24 protein-coding genes are annotated in these 24,314 nt (G+C 34.9%); 21 read left to right on the top strand and 3 right to left on the bottom strand.

What is annotated here, in order from left to right; translation table 11 throughout:
* Nucleotides 1–63: 63 nt before the first annotated feature.
* The 21 genes from hflX to Q0W95_RS01015 all read left to right on the top strand — a co-directional run bounded on the left by hflX (nt 64) and on the right by Q0W95_RS01015 (nt 19,895).
* The gene (hflX, locus tag Q0W95_RS01115; RefSeq protein ID WP_297788786.1) at nt 64–1,302 is read left to right on the top strand and encodes a GTPase HflX; all 1,239 of its coding nucleotides are present in this window, start codon (nt 64–66) and stop codon (nt 1,300–1,302) included.
* Nucleotides 1,277–1,915 (top strand): YigZ family protein, encoded by a 639-nt coding sequence (locus Q0W95_RS01110; RefSeq protein ID WP_297788783.1) that lies wholly within the window; start codon nt 1,277–1,279, stop codon nt 1,913–1,915. Before hflX ends, Q0W95_RS01110 begins: the two co-directional genes overlap by 26 nt.
* Nucleotides 1,916–1,923: 8 nt before the next feature.
* Nucleotides 1,924–2,658, top strand: coding sequence for a YebC/PmpR family DNA-binding transcriptional regulator (locus tag Q0W95_RS01105; RefSeq protein ID WP_297788780.1), 735 nt, complete (start codon nt 1,924–1,926; stop codon nt 2,656–2,658).
* 2 nt (nt 2,659–2,660) lie between these two features.
* A complete protein-coding gene (gene lgt, locus Q0W95_RS01100) occupies nt 2,661–3,461 on the top strand; it encodes a prolipoprotein diacylglyceryl transferase (RefSeq protein ID WP_297788777.1) in 801 nt (266 codons plus the stop codon).
* Between the two features lie 127 nt (nt 3,462–3,588).
* Nucleotides 3,589–4,002: a division/cell wall cluster transcriptional repressor MraZ gene (gene mraZ, locus Q0W95_RS01095; RefSeq protein ID WP_297788774.1), complete on the top strand. Its 414-nt coding sequence runs from the start codon at nt 3,589–3,591 to the stop codon at nt 4,000–4,002.
* A 1-nt stretch (nt 4,003) separates the two neighbouring features.
* Nucleotides 4,004–4,924: a 16S rRNA (cytosine(1402)-N(4))-methyltransferase RsmH gene (gene rsmH, locus Q0W95_RS01090; RefSeq protein WP_297788771.1), complete on the top strand. Its 921-nt coding sequence runs from the start codon at nt 4,004–4,006 to the stop codon at nt 4,922–4,924.
* Nucleotides 4,925–4,926: 2 nt separating this feature from the next.
* On the top strand, nt 4,927–5,322 hold the full coding sequence (locus Q0W95_RS01085) for a hypothetical protein (RefSeq protein WP_297788768.1): 396 nt from the start codon (nt 4,927–4,929) through the stop codon (nt 5,320–5,322).
* A gap of 3 nt (nt 5,323–5,325) precedes the next feature.
* Nucleotides 5,326–6,273, top strand: a complete 948-nt coding sequence (gene mraY, locus Q0W95_RS01080) for a phospho-N-acetylmuramoyl-pentapeptide-transferase (RefSeq protein ID WP_297788765.1) — start codon at nt 5,326–5,328, stop codon at nt 6,271–6,273.
* Nucleotides 6,270–7,598, top strand: coding sequence for a UDP-N-acetylmuramoyl-L-alanine--D-glutamate ligase (murD, locus tag Q0W95_RS01075; protein WP_297788761.1), 1,329 nt, complete (start codon nt 6,270–6,272; stop codon nt 7,596–7,598). Before mraY ends, murD begins: the two co-directional genes overlap by 4 nt.
* A complete protein-coding gene (gene murG, locus Q0W95_RS01070) occupies nt 7,595–8,689 on the top strand; it encodes an undecaprenyldiphospho-muramoylpentapeptide beta-N-acetylglucosaminyltransferase (RefSeq protein WP_297788758.1) in 1,095 nt (364 codons plus the stop codon). The genes murD and murG overlap by 4 nt, the downstream gene beginning before the upstream one ends.
* On the top strand, nt 8,676–9,491 hold the full coding sequence (locus tag Q0W95_RS01065; protein WP_297788755.1) for an FtsQ-type POTRA domain-containing protein: 816 nt from the start codon (nt 8,676–8,678) through the stop codon (nt 9,489–9,491). Before murG ends, Q0W95_RS01065 begins: the two co-directional genes overlap by 14 nt.
* A 33-nt stretch (nt 9,492–9,524) precedes the next feature.
* The gene (gene ftsZ, locus Q0W95_RS01060) at nt 9,525–10,610 is read left to right on the top strand and encodes a cell division protein FtsZ (RefSeq protein WP_297788753.1); all 1,086 of its coding nucleotides are present in this window, start codon (nt 9,525–9,527) and stop codon (nt 10,608–10,610) included.
* A 1-nt stretch (nt 10,611) separates the two neighbouring features.
* Nucleotides 10,612–11,079 carry a transcriptional regulator NrdR gene (gene nrdR / locus Q0W95_RS01055; protein ID WP_297788750.1) on the top strand — a complete coding sequence of 156 codons (468 nt, stop codon included), beginning with the start codon at nt 10,612–10,614 and terminating at the stop codon, nt 11,077–11,079.
* 27 nt (nt 11,080–11,106) lie between these two features.
* Nucleotides 11,107–12,426 (top strand): replication-associated recombination protein A, encoded by a 1,320-nt coding sequence (locus Q0W95_RS01050; protein WP_297788748.1) that lies wholly within the window; start codon nt 11,107–11,109, stop codon nt 12,424–12,426.
* Complete coding sequence (gene asnS, locus Q0W95_RS01045; protein ID WP_297788746.1) at nt 12,416–13,804, top strand: asparagine--tRNA ligase; 1,389 nt, start codon at nt 12,416–12,418, stop codon at nt 13,802–13,804. Before Q0W95_RS01050 ends, asnS begins: the two co-directional genes overlap by 11 nt.
* An 8-nt stretch (nt 13,805–13,812) precedes the next feature.
* A complete protein-coding gene (leuS, locus tag Q0W95_RS01040) occupies nt 13,813–16,215 on the top strand; it encodes a leucine--tRNA ligase (protein WP_297788744.1) in 2,403 nt (800 codons plus the stop codon).
* Between the two features lie 238 nt (nt 16,216–16,453).
* Complete coding sequence (locus Q0W95_RS01035; RefSeq protein ID WP_297788742.1) at nt 16,454–18,139, top strand: DUF5633 domain-containing protein; 1,686 nt, start codon at nt 16,454–16,456, stop codon at nt 18,137–18,139.
* A 66-nt stretch (nt 18,140–18,205) separates the two neighbouring features.
* On the top strand, nt 18,206–18,472 hold the full coding sequence (locus tag Q0W95_RS01030) for a flavodoxin family protein (RefSeq protein ID WP_297788740.1): 267 nt from the start codon (nt 18,206–18,208) through the stop codon (nt 18,470–18,472).
* Nucleotides 18,473–18,524: 52 nt separating this feature from the next.
* Entirely contained in the window at nt 18,525–18,743 is a 219-nt protein-coding gene (locus tag Q0W95_RS01025) for a hypothetical protein (protein ID WP_297788738.1), read from the top strand.
* 213 nt (nt 18,744–18,956) lie between these two features.
* A complete protein-coding gene (locus tag Q0W95_RS01020) occupies nt 18,957–19,550 on the top strand; it encodes a VTT domain-containing protein (protein ID WP_297788736.1) in 594 nt (197 codons plus the stop codon).
* A 9-nt stretch (nt 19,551–19,559) separates the two neighbouring features.
* A complete protein-coding gene (locus Q0W95_RS01015; protein WP_297788734.1) occupies nt 19,560–19,895 on the top strand; it encodes an SdpI family protein in 336 nt (111 codons plus the stop codon).
* Nucleotides 19,896–19,952: 57 nt separating this feature from the next.
* Here the strand turns inward: Q0W95_RS01015 and Q0W95_RS01010 are convergent, their stop codons facing one another.
* The 3 genes from Q0W95_RS01010 to Q0W95_RS01000 all read right to left on the bottom strand — a co-directional run.
* Nucleotides 19,953–21,713, bottom strand: coding sequence for an ABC transporter ATP-binding protein (locus tag Q0W95_RS01010; RefSeq protein WP_297788732.1), 1,761 nt, complete (start codon nt 21,711–21,713; stop codon nt 19,953–19,955).
* A complete protein-coding gene (locus Q0W95_RS01005; protein ID WP_297788730.1) occupies nt 21,710–23,455 on the bottom strand; it encodes an ABC transporter ATP-binding protein in 1,746 nt (581 codons plus the stop codon). Before Q0W95_RS01005 ends, Q0W95_RS01010 begins: the two co-directional genes overlap by 4 nt.
* A gap of 221 nt (nt 23,456–23,676) precedes the next feature.
* The coding region (locus tag Q0W95_RS01000) for a hypothetical protein (RefSeq protein WP_297788728.1) at nt 23,677–24,314 on the bottom strand (638 nt) is incomplete at its 5' end.

Genomic DNA, 24,314 nt, shown 5'->3' with positions numbered 1-24,314 from the left:
TCCACATTTATTAACTTTTATAATTGACTTTAAAGTCGTATAATCAAAATAGAAAGGATGTTTATGCAGAAAGTTATACAAGTAAATGTATTAAACAAGGATGATGACCTTGATAATAAGATTTATGAATTAGAATCTTTAATAAATACAGCAGGTGGAGAAACAGTTGCCTACGTTTCTCAAAATATAGCCAAGGTTAATCCGAGATATTATATAGGCAAGGGCAAGGTGGAAGAGATAATGGATCTTGCTCAAAAAAATGAAATAGATACGGTTATTTTTGATGTGGAATTGTCTGCTAGTCAATTATACAACTTAGAAGAGGAGATGAAACTTCATGTTGTGGATTGGACTACTTTAATTTTAGATATTTTCGCCATGAGAGCCAACACAAAAGAGTCAAGATTAAAGATAAAACTCGCTCAATTAAAATATCAACTTCCAAGGATAAATAAGTGGTTTTCTTATCTTTCTAGGCAAGCAGGAGGGATTGGTACAAGAGGGCCAGGAGAGACCATGCTTGAAACTGATAAGCGTGCTATTATTAGAGATATTAAATCTCTCGAAAAAGCTCTCAAAGACGTGGAAAAAACTAAAAGAATCAATAGACAAGCTAGAAAAGACATCCACAACATTTCTCTAGTAGGATACACTAATGCTGGAAAGTCAACTATCCTTAATGGAATGTTGAAGCTTTTTGGTGAGGAAAAGTTCGTATATTCAGACGACCTTCTTTTTGCTACTCTTGATACATCAACAAGAAGGCTAGATTTTTCTAATACAAAGGTAACCTTAACAGATACTGTAGGCTTCATAGATAACCTTTCAGCCGAACTTAACGATTCTTTCCTTACAACTTTGGATGAAGTTAGGTTTGCTGATATGTTATTAATTGTAATTGACTCATCCCACAATATCGACCATCAAATCCATACAATAGAAAACTCTCTAAAGGATATAGACATTGGACAGAAAGAAATTCTTTATGTTTTTAATAAGATGGATAGGGTATGTGATGATCTAGCAGTAAGTTTATATAAGAGAAATAGTGAAAAAATTTATATATCAGCCCACAAGGATGAGGACCTAGAGAGGTTAAAGGAAAAGATTGTTTCTATGATTAAGGAGGACTACTACCTTGTAGAAATGCACATTCCCTTTTCTAAGGGAAATGTAATGGATTACATTATGAGCAATTACGATATATTAGAAAGAGCCTATGATGGTGAAGGTAGTAAGCTAAAGCTAGAGATTAGTAAAGAGGACTACGCCAAGTATGACCGATATATTGAAAAATTATAGAACCATAGAGGGTGAGATAAATTCTGAGTTTGAGGAAGAAAAATCGAGATTTATCACAAGTGCAAGCTTTGTTGAAACAGAAGAAGAAGCTCTTTCCTTTATTGGAAAAATCAATGACCTTCATAAACAAGCCACTCACAATTGCTACGCCTATATTATTAATGACCTGCCTGAAATAAAAAGGTATTCAGATGATGGAGAACCTCAAGGCTCGGCAGGCCTTCCCATGCTTTCAGTCCTAGAGAAAGAAGGGGTTAGGAATGTAGTAGTTGTTGTAACTAGATACTTTGGTGGCAAACTTTTGGGCAAAGGCGGACTTGTAAGGGCATATTCAAGAGGGGTATCCGATACAATTTCACCAAATGTAGTTTGTAAGAGAGAGTATTTTGTAGTAGAATTAATTCATTCATATACGGTATTGGGTCTTATTGAAAATTATTTGAACGAAAATAAGTTTATGATAATTGATAAAAATTTTACGGATGAAGTTAGAGTGCGTCTATATGTCAGAAGTGACCATTATACAAACTTCAAGAAAGATTTAATAGATTTAACCAGTGCCAATATAACAATCAATAACACAGAAAGTGTTATGTTATTTGAAAACAAGTAGGAGGAAATATGTCAGGACATAATAAATGGAGTAAGATTAAAAACAAAAAAGGCTCAGAAGATGCCAAGAAGGGTAAGATTTTTACAAAGCATGCTAGAAATATTACAGTAGCTGCCAAAGAAGGCGGTGGCAACCCTGATTACAATCCATCACTAAAAACAGCAATCGAAAAGGCTAAGGCTGACAATATGCCAAATGATAACATAGAAAGAGCTATTAAAAAAGCTGCTGGAGATGATGCTTCTGATAATTTTGTTAGAGTTATCTATGAAGGATATGGTCCAGGTGGAGTAGCTGTAATTGTTGACTGCTTAACAGATAATAAAAATAGAACGGCTCCTGATGTAAGACACGCTTTTGATAAGAATGGTGGAAATCTCGGAACTGATGGGTCAGTTATGTTTATGTTTGATAGGAAGGGAGATATAATCGTAGATAGCAGTGGAAAAGACTTCGATGAATTTATGATGGATGCCCTTGATGCAGGATGTGAAGATGTTAAGGAAATGGGAGAATTTTTTGAAGCCATTACTGACGTTCAAAGCTTCAATGACTGCCATGATAAATTAAAGCAAGCGGGCTATAAGATAGAAAGTGCTGACATTTCCTACCTCGCCCAAAACATGATAAAAGTTGCTGATGAAAATCAAGTGGCCAAGCTTGCCAAGTTAATAGATACTTTGGAAGATAATGACGATGTCCAAGAAGTTTACTCAAATTGGGATGATTCAAGCGAGGCATAAATATGGAATTTAATATTAATCCTGTAGCCTTTAGGATTTTCGGTATAGCCATATATTGGTATGCTCTGATAATAATTTCTGGAATTGTAATCGCATCTCAATTTGCCAAAAAAGAGTTTGTCCGAAGAGGGTTTGATGAGGACTTTGTTTACGATATTCTGTTTGTGGTTCTTCCTATAGGAATACTTGGTGCGAGATTTTGGTATGTGATTTTCGAGTGGGATTATTATGGCTTAAATCCTTCACAAATCCTAAACTTTAGGGCTGGAGGTCTTGCTATCCATGGTGGAGTTGTTTTTGGAGGCTTAGCCTTGTTTTTCTATGCAAGACACAAACAAATTCCTCTCCTTGACTTGATGGATGTTATGGTTACATCCCTAGTCTTAGCTCAAGGAATAGGTCGTTGGGGCAATTTCGCTAATTCAGAAGCTCATGGTGGTCCAACAAATCTTCCTTGGGGAATAATTATAGATGGTGTTAAGGTTCATCCAACCTTCCTCTATGAATCGCTAGGAGATGTATTAATTTTCTTGATCTTATTAAATTATAGAAAGAAAAATCCTGCCAAGGGTAAACAAAGTGCAATATACTTCATAGCTTATGGAATTTTGAGATTCTTTGTTGAAGGATTAAGGACAGATTCGCTTTATATTGGAGCATTTAGAACAGCTCAGCTTATGAGCATAGCCTATGTTCTAATAGGTATTTGTTTATTCGTTTGGGCTACTAAAAATAATCTCCCACCATATTTTAATAAAATCAAAAAACAAGATAAAAAAGATAGGATGGTAAGATTTCAATAACTAGCGAGTCTTTATCCCAAATTAAAATTTTTAGTCGACTGATTGGTCGGCTTTTTTTGTTGCAAATATCTTTATTATAGGATAAAATGATTATAAAGTGGATGATAGTGGTAGAAGGTGGTAGAAAATGTTTTTAGGTGAATTTACTCACAAATTGGATTCTAAAAATAGAATAATGATGCCTAGTGAGTTTAGAGATAGCCTTACTAATGATTTCTACATCACCAAGGGGCCAGAAAATTCTCTGGTTATTTATACAGAGGAAGAGTTTGTCAAACAGTCGCAAAGGCTTGATGAAAAGATAAATGAAAATAAAAAAAATAGAGCTATAAAAAGGTTGTTTTTCTCATCCACTGTCAAGACTAGCCTTGATAAACAAGGAAGAGTTTTGTTAAATAAAAACCTGAGAGATTATAGCGGAATTGTAGATGAAGCTATGATTATAGGCAACAACACGACAATAGAGTTGTGGGATAAGGATAGGTGGCAAGCTTACATTGATGAAGTAGAGGTGAATTTATCCGATATTATGGATGAATAATATGAAATTTGAACATATACCAGTTATAGCAACTGAAACTATAGAAAATTTGAATATAAAGCCTTGCGGAATTTATGTGGATTTGACCCTAGGTAAGGGTGGCCATTCCAAGATGATTTTGGAAAAATTATCAAGCGAAGGTATCCTAATTGCCGTAGATCAGGATAAAGAAGCCATTGAAGCAGCCAAGGAAAACCTAAAAGATTATTCGAATGTTATTTTTGTAAATAGCAATTTTGAAAGATTTGACGAGCTTTTAGATGAGCTTGGCTATGATTATATAGATGGGGCTTTGATGGACATTGGCGTGAGTTCTTACCAAATTGACAATGCCGAAAGAGGTTTTTCATACATGAAAGACGGGCCATTGGATATGAGGATGAACCGAGAAAATGAGTTAACAGCAGAAAAAATTGTCAATGAATACTCTCAGGATGAGTTGGAGAAGATATTTTTTGAATATGGGGAGGAGAGATTCTCAAGACTTATTGCAAAAAATATTGTAAAGGATCGCCAAGATGCGAAAATTGATACGACTTTCAAACTCCGAAATATTGTAATGAAATCTATAAAGTCGACCGATACTCATCCTGAAAAGAGAGTGTTTCAAGCCCTAAGAATAGAGGTAAATAGAGAACTTGAAGTTCTTGAAAATACAATAGATAAGGTAGTCGACCGCTTGAATATTGGAGGAAGACTTGCCATTATTACTTTCCATTCCTTGGAAGATAGGATAGTTAAAAATAAATTCAAAGATCTTGCAACAGCTTGTATTTGCCCGCCTGAATTTCCAGTATGTGTGTGCAACCATAAGGCAAAAGTTAAAGTTGTTACGAGAAAGCCGATAACTGCAAGCAAAAAAGAACTCAAAGAAAACTCGAGGGCAAAACCAGCTAAACTGAGAGTTTGTCAGAGGATATGATTATGGAAGAAAGAATACCTAAGATAAAAAATAACAACAAAAAAAGAATTAGGCTAAGGGTTAAGGATGATAGGAAAAAACGACAAGCCCAAAAAATCATTCAACTTAGAAAAAGAGATAGGAATTTAAAGTTGTTCTTATCTACAATTACCTTTATCATAATTGCTTGTATGCTTGTTTCTTCTTTCTTTAAGATGAGAGCCTTGCAAGCCAGACGATATGAGTATAATACATTAAAGGCGGATATTGTTTCTTATGAACTCCAAAGAGATAGGCTAAGTCAAAAGCTTGAAAATGCCATTGATATCAAAAAAATCCAAAGGCAGGCCCTAGAGGATTTGGGTATGGTGTATAGAGATAAGGACAATACTGTCAAATTAAATGTAGATAGGAACTAAGATATGAACAATTATTTATTAATTATTTTGAGCATACTTGTAAGTTTGGGACTTGGGGAGCTTATCCTGCCAATACTCAAAAAAAAGAAAATAGGTCAAAATATTAGAGAAGTAGGCCCTCAAAGCCACTTGGCAAAGGCTGGAACACCAACGATGGGTGGTATTATCTTTATAATAGCCAGTCTTGTTTTATCGCTAATTTTTTTAGACTTTAGCCTTGGCAATTTGATTCTAATAATATCAATGCTTGGCTTTGGGGCTATAGGCTTTATAGATGATTTTAGAAAGCTTGTTCTAAAACAATCCGAGGGATTAAGCCCAAAAGGGAAATTGGTCTTACAATTTGTACTAGCAATTATTATCACAACTATGGCCTACATAAATGATAAGGATAGCATAGGTCTTATTCAAATACCCTTTACAAATACAAGTTTAGAGCTAGGTATTTTTGGGATTCCTCTAATGATTTTCATAATAGTTGGAACAACCAATGCTACCAACCTAACCGATGGTTTGGATGGACTTTTGGCGAGTGTATCTGTACCAGTATTTGTAACCCTTGCTATACTTGGCAAGGGTAGTGATAATGAGATTTTCTCCTATATTATGATGGGGACTCTCCTAGGATTTTTATTCTTTAATTCAAATCCTGCCTCTGTATTTATGGGAGACACTGGGTCTATGGCTATAGGTGGAGCAGTTGTTGGTCTAGCTATAGTTTTAAAGATACCTATATATCTAGTCATATTTGGTGGAATTTATATGGTTGAAACCTTATCTGTAATAATTCAAGTAACTAGCTATAGGTATAGGAATAAAAAAAGAGTTTTTCTTATGACTCCAATCCACCATCATTTTGAATTGAAAGGTTACAAGGAAGCGAAAATTGTAGTAGCATTCACAGTTGTATCTGTGATTTTGTGTATGATAACATTGGCGGCACTAGCATGAAAAAAATTTTAGTTTATGGTTTAGGAGTAACAGGTATATCTTCAGTTAAAACTCTAGCAAAAATGGGTTATGAAGTTTATACTTACGATAAAAATAAAACAAAAGTTGAACAACTAGAGGGCTATGACTATAGCCCTATTTCTGATTTGAAGATTGATAGCATTGCCTATGAATGTGTAGTCAAATCTCCAGGTATCCCTCCTCATGATGATATGGTTTTAAGACTAGAGAAAAAATACGAGATTATTTCTGATATAGAATTATCATTTAGACTTTTTCCGAAGGCTAAGATTATTGGAATAACTGGAACTAACGGAAAAACCTCGACAACATCTATGATAAGCCATATTTTAAATGAATCTGGTTATAAGGCAATTTCTGTAGGAAATATTGGAGAGGGCATCTTATGGCAAATGTATGAGAATCCCGATTCGATTTTTGTGTGTGAGCTTTCCAGTTTCCAACTTCATGATACCAAAACCTACAAACCTCATATAGGAGTGCTTACAAATATTACAGAAGATCATATAGATTGGCATGGTTCATTCGATGATTACATAGCATCTAAGCTAAATATTAGTAAAAATCAAGATAACAAAGATTTTTTGATAATAAACCAAGAAGATCCCATCCTAGCCTCCCATATGGATTCTTATAAGGCGAATGTTTATAAATTTTCATCCATGAGAGAGGTTGATAGAGGTATTTTCCTAAAAGATACAAGTATATATTTAAAGGATAAGAAGCTAAATAAGCTTATTGATGTTAATGAGCTTTTGGTAATAGGCAAGCACAATTATGAAAATGTTATGGCAGCAAGTCTTGCTTGCTATTTATTTGGCGTTGGCATAGATGATATATCAAAAGCCTTAAAGACTTTTAAGTCTATCGAACATAGGCTTGAATATGTTACAAGTGTTGATGGAGTTAAGGTATACAACGACTCTAAGGGAACTAATGTAGATAGCTCCGTTAAGGCTATAGAAAGCTTTAACAATCCTATAATTATTATTGCTGGTGGCTATAACAAGCATATTGACTACACAGCTTATGTTAAGGCCTTTAAGAAAAATGGTAAACTAATGGTGATTATGGGAGCAACGTCAGATATATTGATTAATCTTTGCCAAAAGTATGGAGTTTCTTACACAAAGGTTGCCAATATGCAAGAGGCGGTAGATGTTTCTTTTGAAAATGCTGTAGAAAATGATGTGATCCTCCTATCGCCTGCAAGTGCTTCTTGGGATATGTACAAGAATTTCGAGCTTAGGGGCGAGGATTTCAAAAGTAAAGTCAAGGAACATGAGATAAGGAAGAGTAAATGAGAGTAATTATTTCAGGTGGTGGAACTGGAGGGCATATTTATCCAGCCATAGCCATAGCCCAGAAGCTAGAACAAGAAATAAGTAATACTGAAATAGTTTATGTAGGAATTAAGGGAGGCCCTGAGGAAAACATTGCTAAAAAATACGGCTACAAGTTCATAGACCTACCAGGGATGGGTATTCCTAGAAGAATCAACAAGAAATTATTTAAAGCTCTAGTAAAAAACTTGGAAGGTTTTAGGAAGGCTAAGAAGATAATAAAAGAATATAAGCCAGACCTTGTGGTAGGTACAGGAGGATATGTATGTGCTCCGATTCTCTATCAAGCTAGTAGGGCAAAAATCCCCTGCCTAGTTCATGAATCTAATTCCTATCCAGGTATTGCTTCTAAGTTTCTTTCAAATAAGGTTGATCGAGTTTTGATTTCTTATAAGGAAGCCGAAAAGCACTTCAAACACAAGGATAATATTATAGTAACTGGTAATCCCGTAAGAACTAATTTCAAGTTAACTTATAGCGAAAAAGACTTAAAAAAATTGGGGATAAAAAAGGACAGGCCTGTTGTATTTTCTTTTGGGGGAAGTAATGGTTCTTACTTTATGAATGAGGCTGTGAAGGACCTATCCAAAATAATGGATGGCTCATATTATCTCCTCCACCAGACAGGGGCGAGATATTATGATGATTTTATCAAAGAAAGCAAAGATAATCCCTATCTTAAGGTATTTTCCTATATTGACAATATAGACCTATTCTATGCAGTAAGCGATTTGGTTATAGCATCATCTGGTGCGATGAGTCTTTCTGAGATATCTTCAGTAGGCAAGGCATCAATCCTAATTCCGAAATCTTATACAACTGAAAACCACCAACAGTTCAACGCCCAAACTTACGTCGATAATGGAGCATCGGAGATGATTTTGGAAAAAGATTTGACGGGAGATATCCTTAACCAAAAAATTAGAGAAATAGTTTCTGATTCCAATAAGTTAAAACACATGGGAGAAAATGCTTGGAAACTTTCATCAAATGATGCAGGAGATAGGATACTCGGTGTAATCAAGGAGTTGGTCAACTATGAAGGAAAATAGAACAAGTGAAAGAAGGGCTAGAAGGCACAGGGATAAGAAACCAACAAATGCTAGTAGAAAAGTTAGAAGAAAAACAAAAAGAACTAGTATTTTTAATAAAAGATTCGTAGGATTTTTGGTTTTTATAGCTTTTTTTGTAACATTCATAACTTGCATGAGACATCCATATTTTAAGATTAGTCAAGTTTATGTAGATGGTAATGATAGGATACAGGATACGGATATCCTATCGAAAATTGAAAATCCTATAGGAAAAAATATCCTCCTCTATAATAGCAAAAAGCAAGAGAAAAAGCTTCTTGACAATGATATGATTGAAAGTGCTAAGTTAGAAAAGAAATTTCCGAAAATATTAAAAATAAAAGTTAGTGAAATATATCCACAATTTCTAATAGAAAATGGTAATAAGAATATATATGTTTCAAACAAACAAACGATAATTTCTAGTCAAAATTCATCGGAAAGTTTAGAAAATTCTTTGATTAAAATTAGGGTTAATTCCTACAATGATAAGGTCAAGGAAGCCTTCACGGATGATAAGGAAATAATTGAATTTATTAATAGAGTAAAGGATACTTCTTATGTTGATTTGATTAGTGAATTAAATTTTGAAAACAAGTCGCATATTGGTATAATAGTAAAAGATATACGAGTTGATTTTGGTAGCCTCAAAGAAAGTTCTTACAAGCTTGGACTACTAGATTCAATATTAAAGGATATAGAAAGTAAGGGCCAAGATGTTTCTTCCATTAATTTAACAAATGGCAAGAAACCAATAGTTAAAATGAACGAAGGTTCTTAATATAAAATTATCTTATAAAAAATGGGGGAAAGTATGGCAAACATTAACATGGATATGGATAACGGCTCTTTAGCTAAAATCAAGGTAATTGGAGTTGGTGGCGGTGGTAATAACGCTATCAGCCGAATGAGAGAAAGTGGACTATCGGGAGTAGAGTTTTTAGCTTTAAATACAGATCTTCAAACTCTACAAGAATCAAATGCAGATATCAGACTTCAAATAGGAGAAAAGCTTACAAGAGGACTTGGAGCTGGAGCTAATCCAGAGGTTGGAGAAAAGGCTGCTGAAGAATCCAAAAATGAAATATCAGAAGCAATTAAAGGTGCAGATATGATTTTCATTACAGCTGGTATGGGTGGTGGAACTGGAACAGGAGCTGCTCCAGTAGTTGCAAAAGTAGCCAAAGAAATGGATATTCTTACAGTTGGTGTTGTAACAAAACCATTTACTTTTGAAGGAAGAAAAAGACAAAATCAAGCTGAGGGTGGTATTGAAAGACTTAAAGAAAATGTCGATACCCTTATTACAATTCCAAATGATAGACTACTTCAAATAGTTGAAAAGAGAACATCAATGGTGGAAGCTTTCAAGATGGCTGACCAAGTGCTTATGGATGCTGTAAGTGGTATTTCTGAACTTATAGCTGTACCTAATGTAATAAACCTAGACTTTGCAGATGTTGAATCAATTATGTCTGATCAAGGTATTGCTCACATGGGTATTGGTAGGGCTAATGGCGAAAATAGAGCCGTTGAAGCTGCTAAGGCTGCTATTAACTCACCACTTCTTGAAACAAGCATTGATGGTGCAAATGCTGTTCTTCTAAATGTTACAGCTGCAGAAGTTGGACTTATGGAAGCAAATGAAGCAGCAGAATTGATAAGAGATAATATTGATTCTGATGCAAATATCATCTTTGGTGTAGGCAGTGATGAATCTCTTGGTGATGATATTAAGATTACTGTTATTGCAACAGGTTTTGATAATCAAAATCCACAAAGAAGACCAGCTCAAGTTAATAGAAGGGCATCAGAGAACCTAAGTGCACCACAAAGAAATGCAAGCAAAAAATCATCTAATCCATTTGATGATTTCGACTTACCAGATTTCCTAAAATAATATGAGGTGTCCCTACTGCGATTCAAATAACACCAGAGTCTTGGATTCTAGGTCAACTGAAGATGATAGGGCAATAAGACGTAGGCGTCTGTGCGAAGATTGTGATCGTAGGTTTTCTACTTATGAAAGATACGAAGATTCTACAATCATGGTTGTTAAAAAAAATCAAACTAGAGAGGCCTACGATCCATCTAAGTTGATTTATGGAATTGCAAAAAGTTGCCAAAAAAGACCGGTAACTATGGCCGATATCGAAAAAGTAGCAAGAAATATAGAAACTAAGATTAACCATACAGGGCTCAAGGAGATTGATTCGACTTATATAGGCGAGCTTGTCATGCAAGAGCTCAAGGAGCTAGATCCTGTAGCTTATGTCAGGTTTGCATCGGTGTATAGAGAATTTAAGGATGTAGATTCCTTTTATGAAGAAATTAAAAGTTTAAAAGATAAGAAAGATGCTACTAACTAGCATCTTTTTTCTTATGAAGGGGAAAATGTGGATTTATTTGAATTAAATAGGCTAAGACAATTGGAAAAATCTGCCCCTCTTGCCGATAGACTAAGGCCAAAGGATTTAGACGATTACATAGGTCAAGACCACTTGGTTGGTGAGGGTAAGATTATAAGAAGGATGATTAAAGCGGATAGAATCTATTCATCTATATTCTATGGTCCTCCAGGAGTTGGTAAGACAAGCCTTGCAAAGATTATTTCTCAGAAAACTCATATGGCTTTTGAAGAAATATCAGCAGTAGCAAGTGGTATAGCCGACCTTAAAAATAAGGTTCAGCTTGCTAAGGATAACCTAGCATTTGAGAATAAAAAGACTATTCTTTTTATTGATGAGATCCATAGGTTCAATAAGAGTCAACAAGATTATCTTCTTCCTTTTGTAGAGGATTCAACCATAACCCTTATAGGGGCTACAACTGAAAATCCGTACTTTGAGGTAAATAAGGCCCTTATTTCTAGGATGTATGTTTTTGAGTTGAAAAGTCTTGCAGATAAGGACTTAGAAAAGCTTATTGATTTGGCACTTAGCAAAGATGAAATATTAAAGAGTAAAGATATAATTCTCGATGGTGAAGCGAGAAATACCTTGATTTCTTATTCTAATGGTGATTGTAGAGCTTTGCTTAATGCCCTAGAGCTTGCTATATTTTCAGAAGATGAGAAAGATGGTAAAATAGTAATAGACAAGTCGACTATAGAAAATTCCACTCAAAAAAAGATTGCTGTATATGATAGAGATGGCGATAGACATTACGATACGACTAGTGCCTTTATAAAATCTATGAGAGGTTCAGATGTTGATGCAGCTATTTACTATCTGGCAAAGATGCTAGAAGCTGGAGAAGATATAAAATTTATTGCCAGAAGGATGATTATATTTGCAGCAGAAGATATAGCAAATGCTGATCCTCAGGCACTTGTTATGGCTACTTCTTGCTTTAAGGCAATTGATACGGTAGGTCTACCAGAAGCTAGAATTATCCTAAGTCAAGTAGTAACTTACTTGGCAGCTGCTCCAAAGAGTAACTCTACTTACCGTGCTATTGATAAGGCGATAAATTTTGTGAGAACAAACAAAGATGAAGTAGTTCCTAACAAACTAAAGGATACTCACTATCAAGGGTCAAAAAACCTGGTTCATGACACCTACCTATATCCTCATGATTTTGGTGGTTATGTTGACCAAAGCTATTTGCCAGATAAGTTTGTTTTAGAAAAATTTTACGAGCCAAAGACTGTAGGATTTGAGAAGGAAATGATAGAAAGACTAGAAAAAAATAAGAGAGGGAACAATGAAGATTAGAGATATATTAAAAGATGTAGACAAGTATGTAGATAAGGAAGTAACTGTATATGGCTGGATTAGGAATCAAAGATTTGGCAAAAATGTAGGCTTTATTGAACTTAATGATGGAACGACCTTCAAGAATTTGCAAATAGTTGTTGGAAAAGATATCGAAAATTACGATGAGCTAGACAAGCAAAATCTATCAGCATCATTAGAAGTAAGAGGAAGACTCGTTGAGACAGGAAATGCCAAAAACCCATATGAAATTCAGGCTGAGCTTGTCAAAGTTTTAGGTGAATCTTCAGATAAGTACCCAATCCAAAAACAAAGACAAACACTTGAATATATGAGAACTATCCCACACCTTAGACCAAGAACTAATACTTATAGGGCAGTTTTTAGGGCAAGGAGCATCTTAGCTTTTGCCCTACATAGCTTTTTCCAACAAAGGGGCTTTGTTTATGTAAATCCACCTATAGTTACAGCCTCTGACGCTGAAGGAGCAGGTGAGATGTTTAATATTACAACTATTGATGCGAACGATCCTCCTAGAAGAGAAGATGGAAGTGTTGATTACAGCAAGGATTTCTTTAGCAAAAAAAGCTACCTAACTGTTTCAGGTCAGCTTGAAGCAGAAGACTACGCTCTTGCCTTTGGAGATGTTTATACTTTTGGCCCAACTTTCAGGGCTGAAGAGTCAAATACACCAAGGCATGCTGCTGAATTTTGGATGCTTGAACCAGAAATGGCCTTTACTGACTACAACCAAGCTATGGATATAGCTGAAGATATGATTAAGTTTGCCATAGATTATTTACTAAAACACGCTCCAAACGAGATGGAATTTTTTAATACTTGGATAGATAAGGGACTTATCGAAAGGCTAGAAAAACTAAGAGATGCAGACTTTGCTAGAGTAACCTACACCAAGGCTATTGAATTATTAAAAGAATCAGGAGAAAATTTTGAGTACCCTGTTGAGTGGGGAATTGACCTACAAACTGAGCACGAAAGATATCTTTCAGAAAAAATAGTGGGTGGTCCAGTATTTGTAACAGACTATCCAAAAAACATCAAGGCCTTCTACATGAAGAGAAACGATGATGGTAAGACTGTTGCTGCCTTCGATATGCTAGTTCCTGGAGTAGGTGAGCTTATAGGGGGCTCTCAAAGGGAAGAAAGATATGATGAACTTTACAAGTCTATGGAAGAAAATGGCTTAAAACCAGAAGAGTATCAAAACTACCTCGACCTAAGAAGGTTTGGAACAGTTGTTCACTCAGGATTTGGTCTAGGATTTGAAAGAGCAGTGATGTATGTTACAGGTATGAAAAACATCAGAGACGTACTAGCATATCCAAGATATGTTCATGCATTTTCTGAGAAAAACTAGGAGGAATGATGGTAGAGTATAATCCAAATGCTATAGAGAAGAAATGGCAAAAAAAATGGGATGAAGAGAAAACATTTAAGGCAAGTATAGACAAAAATAAAAAGAAATTCTATCCACTGGTAGAGTTTCCATATCCGTCTGGTCAAGGTCTCCATGTAGGCCATCCTCGTCCATATACTGCCCTTGATGTAGTTGCTCGTAAGAGACGACTTGAAGGAGAGAATGTAATCTATCCTATGGGATGGGATGCTTTCGGTCTTCCTACAGAAAATTATGCCATAAAAAATAAGATACACCCAGCCAAGGTAACTGAGGATAATATAAAGAATTTTAAGGCTCAGATGAAGTCAATTGGTTTCTCCTTTGATTGGGATAGAGAGATTAACACAACTGATCCGGATTATTACAAGTGGAGTCAGTGGATTTTCATCCAAATGTACAAACATGGCCTTGCCTACAAGAACGAAATGTCTGTTAACTGGTGTCCATCTTGCCAAGTAGGACTTGCCAATGAGGAAGTTGTTGATGGTAAGTGTGAGAGATGTGGAACAGAAGTAGTCCATAAGATGAAGAACCAATGGATGCTTAAAATTACAGCCTATGCTGACAGGCTTATAGATGACTTAGAAGAAGTGGACTTTGAAGAAAGAATTAAGGCCAGTCAAATCAATTGGATAGGTAGAAGCCATGGATGCGATGTTGACTTTAAGATAAAAGATAAGGAAGATAAACTAAGAGTTTACACTACAAGGCCAGATACAATCTTTGGTGTTTCTTATATGGTAGTAAGTCCAGAACATCCAATACTAAGTAAATACAAAGATGAAATCAAAAATTTATCAGATATCCTAGCCTATCAAGAGGAAGCAAAGAAAAAGTCTGACTTTGAAAGAGCGGAGCTTAATAAGGACAAAACAGGAGTAATGATTGAGGGACTAACAGCAATCAATCCACTAAATAACAAGGAAATTCCAATCTGGGTTTCTGATTACGTTCTTATGACCTATGGAACAGGAGCAATCATGGCAGTTCCAGCTCATGATACTAGGGACTTTGAATTTGCAAAGAAATTTTCAATGCCAATAATCCCAGTTTATGAAACTGGCGAAGAGCTTCCAACAACTGATATAAACAAGGGTATAGCAATTAATTCAGACTTCCTAAATGGTCTATCAGCAAGTGATGCAAAGAAAAGGGCTATTGAATATATAGAAGAACAAGGTCTTGGACAGGTAAAGACGAACTTCAAGCTAAGAGATTGGGTTTTCTCTCGTCAAAGATATTGGGGCGAACCAATTCCTATGGTTTATTGCCAAGAGCATGGTTGGGTTCCTGTTCCAGAAACTGACCTACCTGTAAGGCTTCCAGAAGTAGAATCTTATGAACCAACAGCTACAGGGGAATCTCCACTTTCTGAAATAGAAGACTTTGTAAATACAACTTGCCCAATTTGTGGTAAGCCTGCTAAAAGAGAAACTGATACCATGCCACAATGGGCAGGCTCTTCTTGGTACTACCTCAGATATATGGATCCAACAAATAAAGACGCTATTGCGAGCAAGGAAGCCCTTGACTACTTTTCACCTGTAGATTGGTACAATGGAGGCATGGAACATACAACCCTTCACCTTCTCTACTCAAGATTTTGGCATAAGTTCCTATATGATATAGGAGTTGTTCCTAGCAAAGAGCCTTACAAGAAGAGAACTAGTCACGGAATGATTCTTGGAAGCGACCACCAAAAAATGAGCAAGTCTCGTGGAAATGTTATAAACCCTGACGATATCATAAGAGATTATGGGGCAGACACCCTTAGATGTTATGAAATGTTCATGGGAGATTTCTCATCAATGGCAATTTGGTCCGATGAGGGAGTAAGGGGTTGTAGAAAATACCTAGAAAGAGTCTTTAACCTTACAGACCTAGTAGTTGATGGCGATTCTTATAGCAAAGACCTTGAAGTAGTAATTAACCAAACTATAAAAAAGGTAAGTGAAGATTTTGAAAACCTCAAATTCAACACAGCAATCGCTCAGCTTATGACCCTATTAAACGAAATGAAAGCCCTAGGCAAAATCACCAAAAAAGACTTTAAAACCTATATCACCCTACTAAACCCAGTTGCTCCCCACATGACTGAAGAGCTTTGGGAAATGATGGGCTACGAGGGTGAGTTAAACCAAACAAGCTGGCCAATTTATGATGAAAGCAAATTGTCCTTTGATTCATTTGAAATGCCCGTCCAAATAAATGGCAAGGTAAGAGGAAAAGTATTGATGGCAAATGATGCTAGCAAGGATGATGCTTTAAGAGCGGCAAGCGAAGATAAAAATATAAAATCATATATAGATGGAAAAGAGATTAGAAAAATAATCTATGTTCCTGGAAAAATTTTAAATATAGTTGTCTAAACAAAACAACCCCAGTCCTTTGATGGATTGATATGTACTATTCTTACTGGTTAGCTAGTAGGGAGGGTACATATCGGATTAGGGGTTGTTTTTTGATGAATAAGTCAAAAATTATTGAAATTACATTGGTTGTTTTTGTAGATTAATAATGAATATACTTCTTCAACTTAATAGCATATTATTATGACACTACATTATTTTAGTGATATAATATATACAAATACAAATGGAGGGTTATATGAAAACAAATAAAAAAGCGATCTTATCTTCGGCCTTAATTCTGGCCCTATCTCTTAGCATAATTCAACCAACTTATGCAGATGAAGATTTAGCTAAGAAAGAGGGAGAGATAAGCATTACTCAATCAGAAGAAGAAAACAACGAGCAAGACAAAAGCTTAGGAGATCAAGAAAATAAAATTGATCTTAAGACAGAGAGTAATGAAAATAAGGATATTGACAAAGAAAATGAAGTTAATGAAGAAAAAGAAGCAAAGGATGACAAATCGGAAGTAAACCTAAACGATGAAAAGAAAGATAAGGATTTATCTTTGACCAGTTTAGATGATAAAAAAGACGAAAAAACAATAGCTAGTAAGGAAGACAGAAGTGCTGGTAATGATACTAGCGGGATGTTGTTGGATAAAGACGTAATATCAGGAAAAGTTCAACACTTTGCAATAAATTTAGAAGTTCCTAACAGAAGAGTTTATGATTGGGTAAAAGAATCATCTACGCTATACTATAATGGGAAAGCACTTAAACTTAGTAGTGATTTTTACACACACTCTGATACAAGGTGGTTTATACGCATAGAAGATTATTTTGAATTGGGCAAGACTTACGATTTTGAGATAAAGTATGATCAAGATAACAAAACTTATGCTAAAGGGTCTTTAACACTTCCAACTGATATTAGGCCTGAAGAATCTCATTTTAGGTTAGTTAATCTTGAATTAAGTGAAAATGCAAAAAGAAGAGTATTTAACCTAAATTTCTATGCCATAGATGAAAAAGGAAATGTAAGTTCTATTGATGGAGTTAGTAACTTCTATGCAAACGGAGAAAAAATAGGAGAAGTATATAGTGGTTTATTTCATTACTTTAAAGGAGAAGTTGGAAAGCCATATTATGTAGAATTAAGAAGTTTAGATAGTATAGGTAACAAGCTAGAGTATTCAGGGACCTTTAATATGCCAGATGAAGGGGAGCTTTTTAGAGATATAGCGCTAAATGTTGTATTAACTCCAAATAAGGATATACCATATCTTCATGTACATGGTAGGATGACTGGATGGGAAGATCGGATGATAGCTTTTGGGAAAAAAATTTTGACTGTAAATAAACAATTCAAGTCATATAAAATACTTCGAAATGGTCCTGGGTTGTATTCATATTCAATTGCATTGGCTCCTATTCCTAGTCAAGGTGAGCCAGAGCATAAACTTTATAAGAATAGAGAGGATGCTGTTAAGGCTGCACTAGCAGCTCTTGGTGAAAATAAATTATTTAATTCTTATGAAATAAAACAAGATGAGGATGGATTTTACTTCTATATGTTGAGCGTTAAAGATGAAAGACCAGATCTAAACGTTGAAAATCCAAAACCAAATGAAGATACTAGCTCCAAAGAAAATGAAAATAAAAAAATAGAACCTTCATCAGATACTAGCGATCATGCTAGTCCAGATAATACTAGCTCACAAGAAAATACTAATAAAGATAAAAATAAGGAAAAAGAAAGTAAGGGAGAGAAAGATTCATCAAGTAAGACAAAGGATGAAGAAAAATCTGACTCACCACAAGCTAGCAAGAACAATGCCAAATCAACAAATGTTAAAACTGGGGTAGTAGGAGAAGCAGGCTTATTTGCTATAATTGCAACTGCGGCAGCAGGCTTGTTTACAAGTAAGAAAAATAGATAAGCACAAGGTTTTATAAAAATATACCAACCATTTAGCTTAGGCTAGATGGTTGTTTTTTGCTTAATTGTGTCAAAAAAGGCAAAAGAAACTGCGGAAGGCTTGGGAGCAGAAGTTAGGCTTAGAAAAGTGAAGGAGCTACTTGATACTTCAAATGTTATAGAAGGTTCTGCCTGGGATAAAGTTATAGATGAAGAAAAAAATATTGCTATAGCCACACCTGATGATCTTGTATTGGCAGATGCAATAATACTTGCAAGTCCAACAAGATTTGGCAATGTTAGTAGCCAAATGAAGGCTTTTATAGACTCTAGGCGGTGTTTGGTCAGAAAGTAAACTCGTATATGTAAGGGCTTTTACATCAGCTAAAAATGTAAATGGTGGTCGAGTGAAAACTATAAGAGCTCTCTATACATCAGCTATGCACTGGGGTTTTAAAATAAAACCGACTGGATACATATATGGATCAATTTATGCCCAAGGAGGAAATCCTCATGGAGTAAGTGGAACACAAGATGGAAAAGCTCAAGTCGAAAGCTCGACAAACCCTGTTATGGATGCAGTAGCCCACCATACAAAAAGATTCCTAGACCTAGCAAGTAAATAAATATTAACCTCAGAGGATAAGCTAATATTAATTTATTACAAATTTTTGCCTATAGGGTTTTTGTTTTCAATAAACAAATTAATTATATTAAAGATAGACTTTAATTCTTTGAAAAAATATTGAAAAATTCTTCAATTTCTTATATAATTAACTTGACAATGTGATGAAAATAGTGTACTATTGTATTACAAACATCATACAAACGAGGTTGTTATGAAAGATTTTTTAGAAAAACAATTTTTTAATATATTATCGGTAGTGCTAATAGTTTTATTTACAGCCTACGCTATCCATCTTTATAGGTTAGGGATGTTTTCTTCTTTAGAAAATTTCAGGAATTTCATTCTATCAAAGGGAAAGCTTGCTCCATTAGCCTTTATGCTGGTTAACATTATCCAAGTTGCCCTTCCGATTATACCAGGAGGTCCAGTTCTAATCTTTGGAGTTGTGATTTTTGGTGCTTTTTGGGGCTTTGTTTACAACTACTTATCAATTTGTGTTGGCTGTATTATTGTCTTTATTATATCCAAAACTTTTGGGAAAAATGCTGTGATAAGAATTTTTGGGGAGGATACTTACAACAAATACTACCACAAAATCAACGACAAGTCTTATGAGAGATTTTTATTTTGGGCGATACTACTTCCCCTTGCCCCAGATGATCTTTTGTGCTACCTATCAGGACTAACAGATATGACTCTAAAGAAATTTTCTTACATAATAATTGTATGCAAGGGTCCTTCAATAATTCTTTATTCTGCAGCGTGGTTTATGGGCTTTGACTTTATATTCAAAAAATTTATATGAGGAAAGATTATGTTTTACAGGAAAGTAATATTATTTTACATACCAGCTTACCTAATAATTATTGGTTTTGTAAGCAATAAAGTTAAGGATAAGATGAATACAAAGTATGGCTATAGGTCAGAACTTTCCATGAAAAATAAGGCTAATTGGTACTATGCTAATAAGACAATGGCAAAGATGTGCTTTGGACTTGGAGGAGTTTTTCTCCTACTAGGTTTTTTAATAGCACGATACATGGAAGTTACTCTTTTAAGAATCGCCATCTTATGGATATTAGAATTTCTCGCCTACATTACAGGGGGCATACTCTTGGAAAGAAAACTAAAGACAATCCACAAAAAATAAAGAGCCTAGCTAGTGAAATAGCTAGGCTTTTTTGAATAAATTTTAAATTTAATTAACTTATACATACAAGTCTGCCTGACTTGTATACATTTTTTTGTACAAACCATCTTTTTTTATCAAGCTATCGTGATTTCCATTTTCTATGATTTTGCCATCATCACAAACTATAATTCTATCAGCGTACTTGGTTGATGATAGCCTGTGGGAGATGAAAAGTGAGGTTTGCCCTTTGGAAATTTCTAACATTTTTTCGAAAATTTCTTGCTCACTTCGAGGGTCTAGGGCACTGGTTGGCTCATCCATTATGAAAAATCTTCCGCCATGGGCCATAGAACGGGCTAGGGCTATTTTTTGGCCAAGTCCTCCCGATGGTTCGACACCTTCTTTTGAAAACAGGAGGGTGAGGTAGGTTGCGAGACCCTTGCTGGTAGAAGCTATCCATTCATCAATCCCAAGTAGCTTAGTTGAATCTTTGATTTTTGCAAGGTTGTCTTTGGATATTTCTTCTTCCTTGATGCCTGCTATGTTTTCGCTTATTTTGAAAGGAAATAGCCTAAAGTCTTGGAAGGTTGGTGACAATATCTTATGGTAGTCCTTGGCTGTGATGTCTTTTATATTGATATCATTGATATAAATATTACCTTCACTTGGGTCATAGAACTTACATAGGAGTTTTACTATAGTTGATTTACCAGCTCCATTTTTACCGACAAGGGCGACTGTTTCTCCATCTTTTATCTCAAATGAACAATTCTTTAGAATGTAGGAGTTGCTTTTTGGATATTTGAAGGAAACTTTATCAAATTTGATAGAAACTTTATCAAGCTTATTTGTAGAAATTTCTCCTTCCTCACTAGATCTTTCTGGAAGATTAATAAATTCAAAGTAGCTATTCATATTTTCATTTACAGAAATAACTTGGGCGTAGTTTTTTTGAACAATATTTACAGTATTAATTAACTGGATGATTGAGCTAAAATATAGGGTGAAGTCAGCAAGTGAAACGGACTTATTTGTGAGCCTATAAGTTAGGTAGGTTAAGGCAAGGACTATGCCTACTGAGGAAGTTATGTTCATCATTCCCCCATAAAAACCGTTTTTTGTGTAATATTGTTTGTTGGTATTTACCAACTTATTTAGGTATTTCTCTGATTTGCTGAGGATTAACTCTTCTCCACCATAGATTTTAATATCTTTAGCGTGCTTGTTGTCTTGGGCAAATTCAGAAAAATAACGGTAGATTCTATTTTCACCAGCAGATTTTTCTTGATAGTAAATTTCATTTTTCTTGATTAGTTTTACGAAAATCCTATTAGCAATTATTATCCCAACTCCTAACAAAGGCAGGAAGAGATTAAGCTTAACTAGAATAGCTAGAGCAAAAACGCCTGTGATTAGCGAACTTGTCGCTATATTTAGGGTCTCCCACAAGTCGTAGATGTTAAAAACTGAGACGTGGGCTTTTTCTAGCATATCTTGGACATCCTTACTGTCAGTTTTTTCAATTGGTAGGGTCAAGGACTTTTCGCTTAATTCAAAAAGTAACTTGTCGGTCATTGATTCAAAAACTAGGGTGAAGTATGCTTCATAGACCTTTCTTAGAAGAACCAAAATGATATTTACAAGAAGCACAAGTCCTAGGATTTTTGCAATTGTTGCTTGGTTGGCTCTTCCCAATAGCTCTTCTATAATAAGTTTAGGTGCATAGATATTGATTAGAGGCAAAAACCCCATAATTATGGACATCAGACATATATATAGGGTGAAATTTTTGTAGTCTTTGTCAAATCTTCTGAAAAGTTTTAAAATATTTTTCATAGAACCTCCTTATAATTTTTTGCTTGAATCTCGTAGAGGTCTCTATATTCCTCGTTTGTCTTTAATAAATTATCATGGCTATCATTGCCGATAATTTCCCCATCTTTAAGGAAAATCACCCTGTCGCAGAATTTTGTTGATGCGAGTCTGTGAGATATGAAGATGGATGATAGATGTTCGCTAAGACCATCATAAAGTGTGTAAAGTTCTCTTTCTGCCAAGGCATCTAGCTGGGCAGTAGGTTCATCTAAGACTAAAATCTTGCTAGTCTTTTTGTTTAGAGCCCTTGATAAGAAGATTCTTTGTTTTTGACCACCAGAAAGGTCAACTCCATTTTCATCTAAGGTTCTAAGAAGGATTTGTTGGTCTTTCTTAGCATATTTTTCTATGATACTATCAAGTCCACTTGTCTTATAAACTTTTTGTAAATTAGTAGAATTATTAGCTAAGTCTATATTTTCCCTAATAGAAAAAGGAAATAAGAGAGAATCTTGGAAAATTGCCGCTATTAGCTCCCTATAATTTGCTCCAAATTCTTCAATATTTGTTCCATTTAACAAGATTTCTCCACTAGTCGGTTTGTAGAGGCCACAGAGTAGGAGGGCTAGGGTCGACTTACCTGCACCATTTTCGCCTACAAGAGCAAGAGATTCCTTATTATGGATGGTTAGGTTGATGTTTTTTAGAACATAATCGTCTCTTGCTGGATATTTGAAGGAGACATTCTTAAATTCAATAACTACAGAGTCTAAGTTTTCGATAGGCTTGCCAGCCACTTCAGTGTTATCTTCCATAATGGCAAAGAAATAGGAAAAACTTGCCATACCATTTTTCATATTCGATATTATCCAAGTGTACTCATCATTGAAGTTGATAAAGGCTAAGATTGCTGTAAAAAACATATAGAAATCGCCAACATCAATTTTTCCAGCTATAATAGATGAGATTAACCAATAAAAAATGCAAGCATCTCTTATAAAACTAAAAATTCTCGCCAATGAATAAAGGGAGATTGCCTTTTTATTAGCATCGGCATAACCTTTAATTCTTTTCTTGTTAGTTGTCATATAATAAGACCTAAAAAGATTGATAAAATCATAAATTAGGATATCTTGCTTGGATTCTGGGTTTCTTAGCTGGTAGTTGAGCTTAGAAAAAATATTCCAATTTGTGGACATACTATCCCAATACTTGGTGTAGGCTTCTGTGGATTGGTAGTTAATAACAAAATAAATGCTTGTAGTTACTACAATCAAGGTAAGTAGGATAGGCCCCATCTTTGAAAAGATCCACAAAAATCCACTTATGGAAAAAATCAAAGCTCCAATTGGTGGAAGGCTCATCATTATTCCTCCTAGACCTTGGAAGGGTGATTCACAGGCTTTCATAGCATTGTTGATTTTTTCGATTTCATCCTTGTCTTTTTGCTTATCAAAGGGAAGATATAGACTGTATTTTGTTATCATTCTTATACAAGAATACCTAACATTATTCATTTTCATCCTATAATTACCCATGATAAAAGAATCAAAGAAACTAGATATAGATGCTACAAACAATAGAATTATAAAAAATATTATAAAAAATGAGAAGGGCTTACCAGTATTTTTTAATATGTAAGCAGGGGAAACAATCCATATGAAGGGTCTTAGACCTATGGATATGGAATATAGTACGATTAATAGAAACATTGATGGCTCGTACTTTGCCATCTCTTTAAATAAAAATTTGAGTTTTTTCATATAGCCGTTCTTGGCTTCCTCCTTGGTTAGCTAATCGTAAGGATCAAGGAGTATCCTGATACTTACTAGAGTTACTTAATTTTAAAGTCCATTTTTGCTTTTGTGATCATTTTATTTAACCTCCTTTTTTTATGATATTTTCATTTTAGCATAATTATTTGGATTTCGCAATAGTAAGCTAAATTAAAAAAGACCTGTATGGCAATACAGAGTCTTGGTTATTATTTGCCTGTGGTAAAAGTTAGTCTGATAAGCTCGTCTGCTACATCCATAGCTTCAATTTTAAAGGAGTGGAGCTTATAGGTATTGTCAAAGCAAATCAAGTTGTTTACAGCTTGTCCTATGCCAGAAAGCTCAGCTATGCCCTTGTCAAGGCTTATCTTTAATCCACTAGAAATAGCATAATTTATCATTTCTTCTAGTAAATATGGATCGAAATCTGGACTAGGATTTTCCAATTCTATTACTTTTACATCATCATTGGCCCTAAGGGTAAATCTTCCAGATGGATAGTAGGTTTTGTAGAAAATTTTAAAGAGGCAAAAGGCGGTAGATGCAAGGAGGTTTTCTTTCCTGATATTTTTGTCAAGGGATAAAACTAGGTCTTTTCTAGTTTCTTTACCTTCAATAAGGTGGACGATATTATCCCTTTTTTCTTCCACAGAAAGAAGTTTATGTCCTGATAGGTAGCCTTCATCATCTATGAGAAAATCATTTTTGGGCATGAAAATAGTCTTATCCAAGATTAGGTAAGTGTTGTTGTTGACAAATTTTCTGGATAGAACGTTAGCTTTTATATTTGTGATTTCTGGATATTTTTCATAAATCTTAGTCATTTCGAACCTCTCTTTTATTATAT

Source organism: uncultured Anaerococcus sp., from assembly GCF_947253225.1.
Classification (GTDB): Bacteria; Bacillota; Clostridia; order Tissierellales; family Peptoniphilaceae; genus Anaerococcus.
The sequence above is the reverse complement of the archived record's forward strand: the minus strand, read 5'-3'. Positions and strand labels throughout refer to the sequence as shown.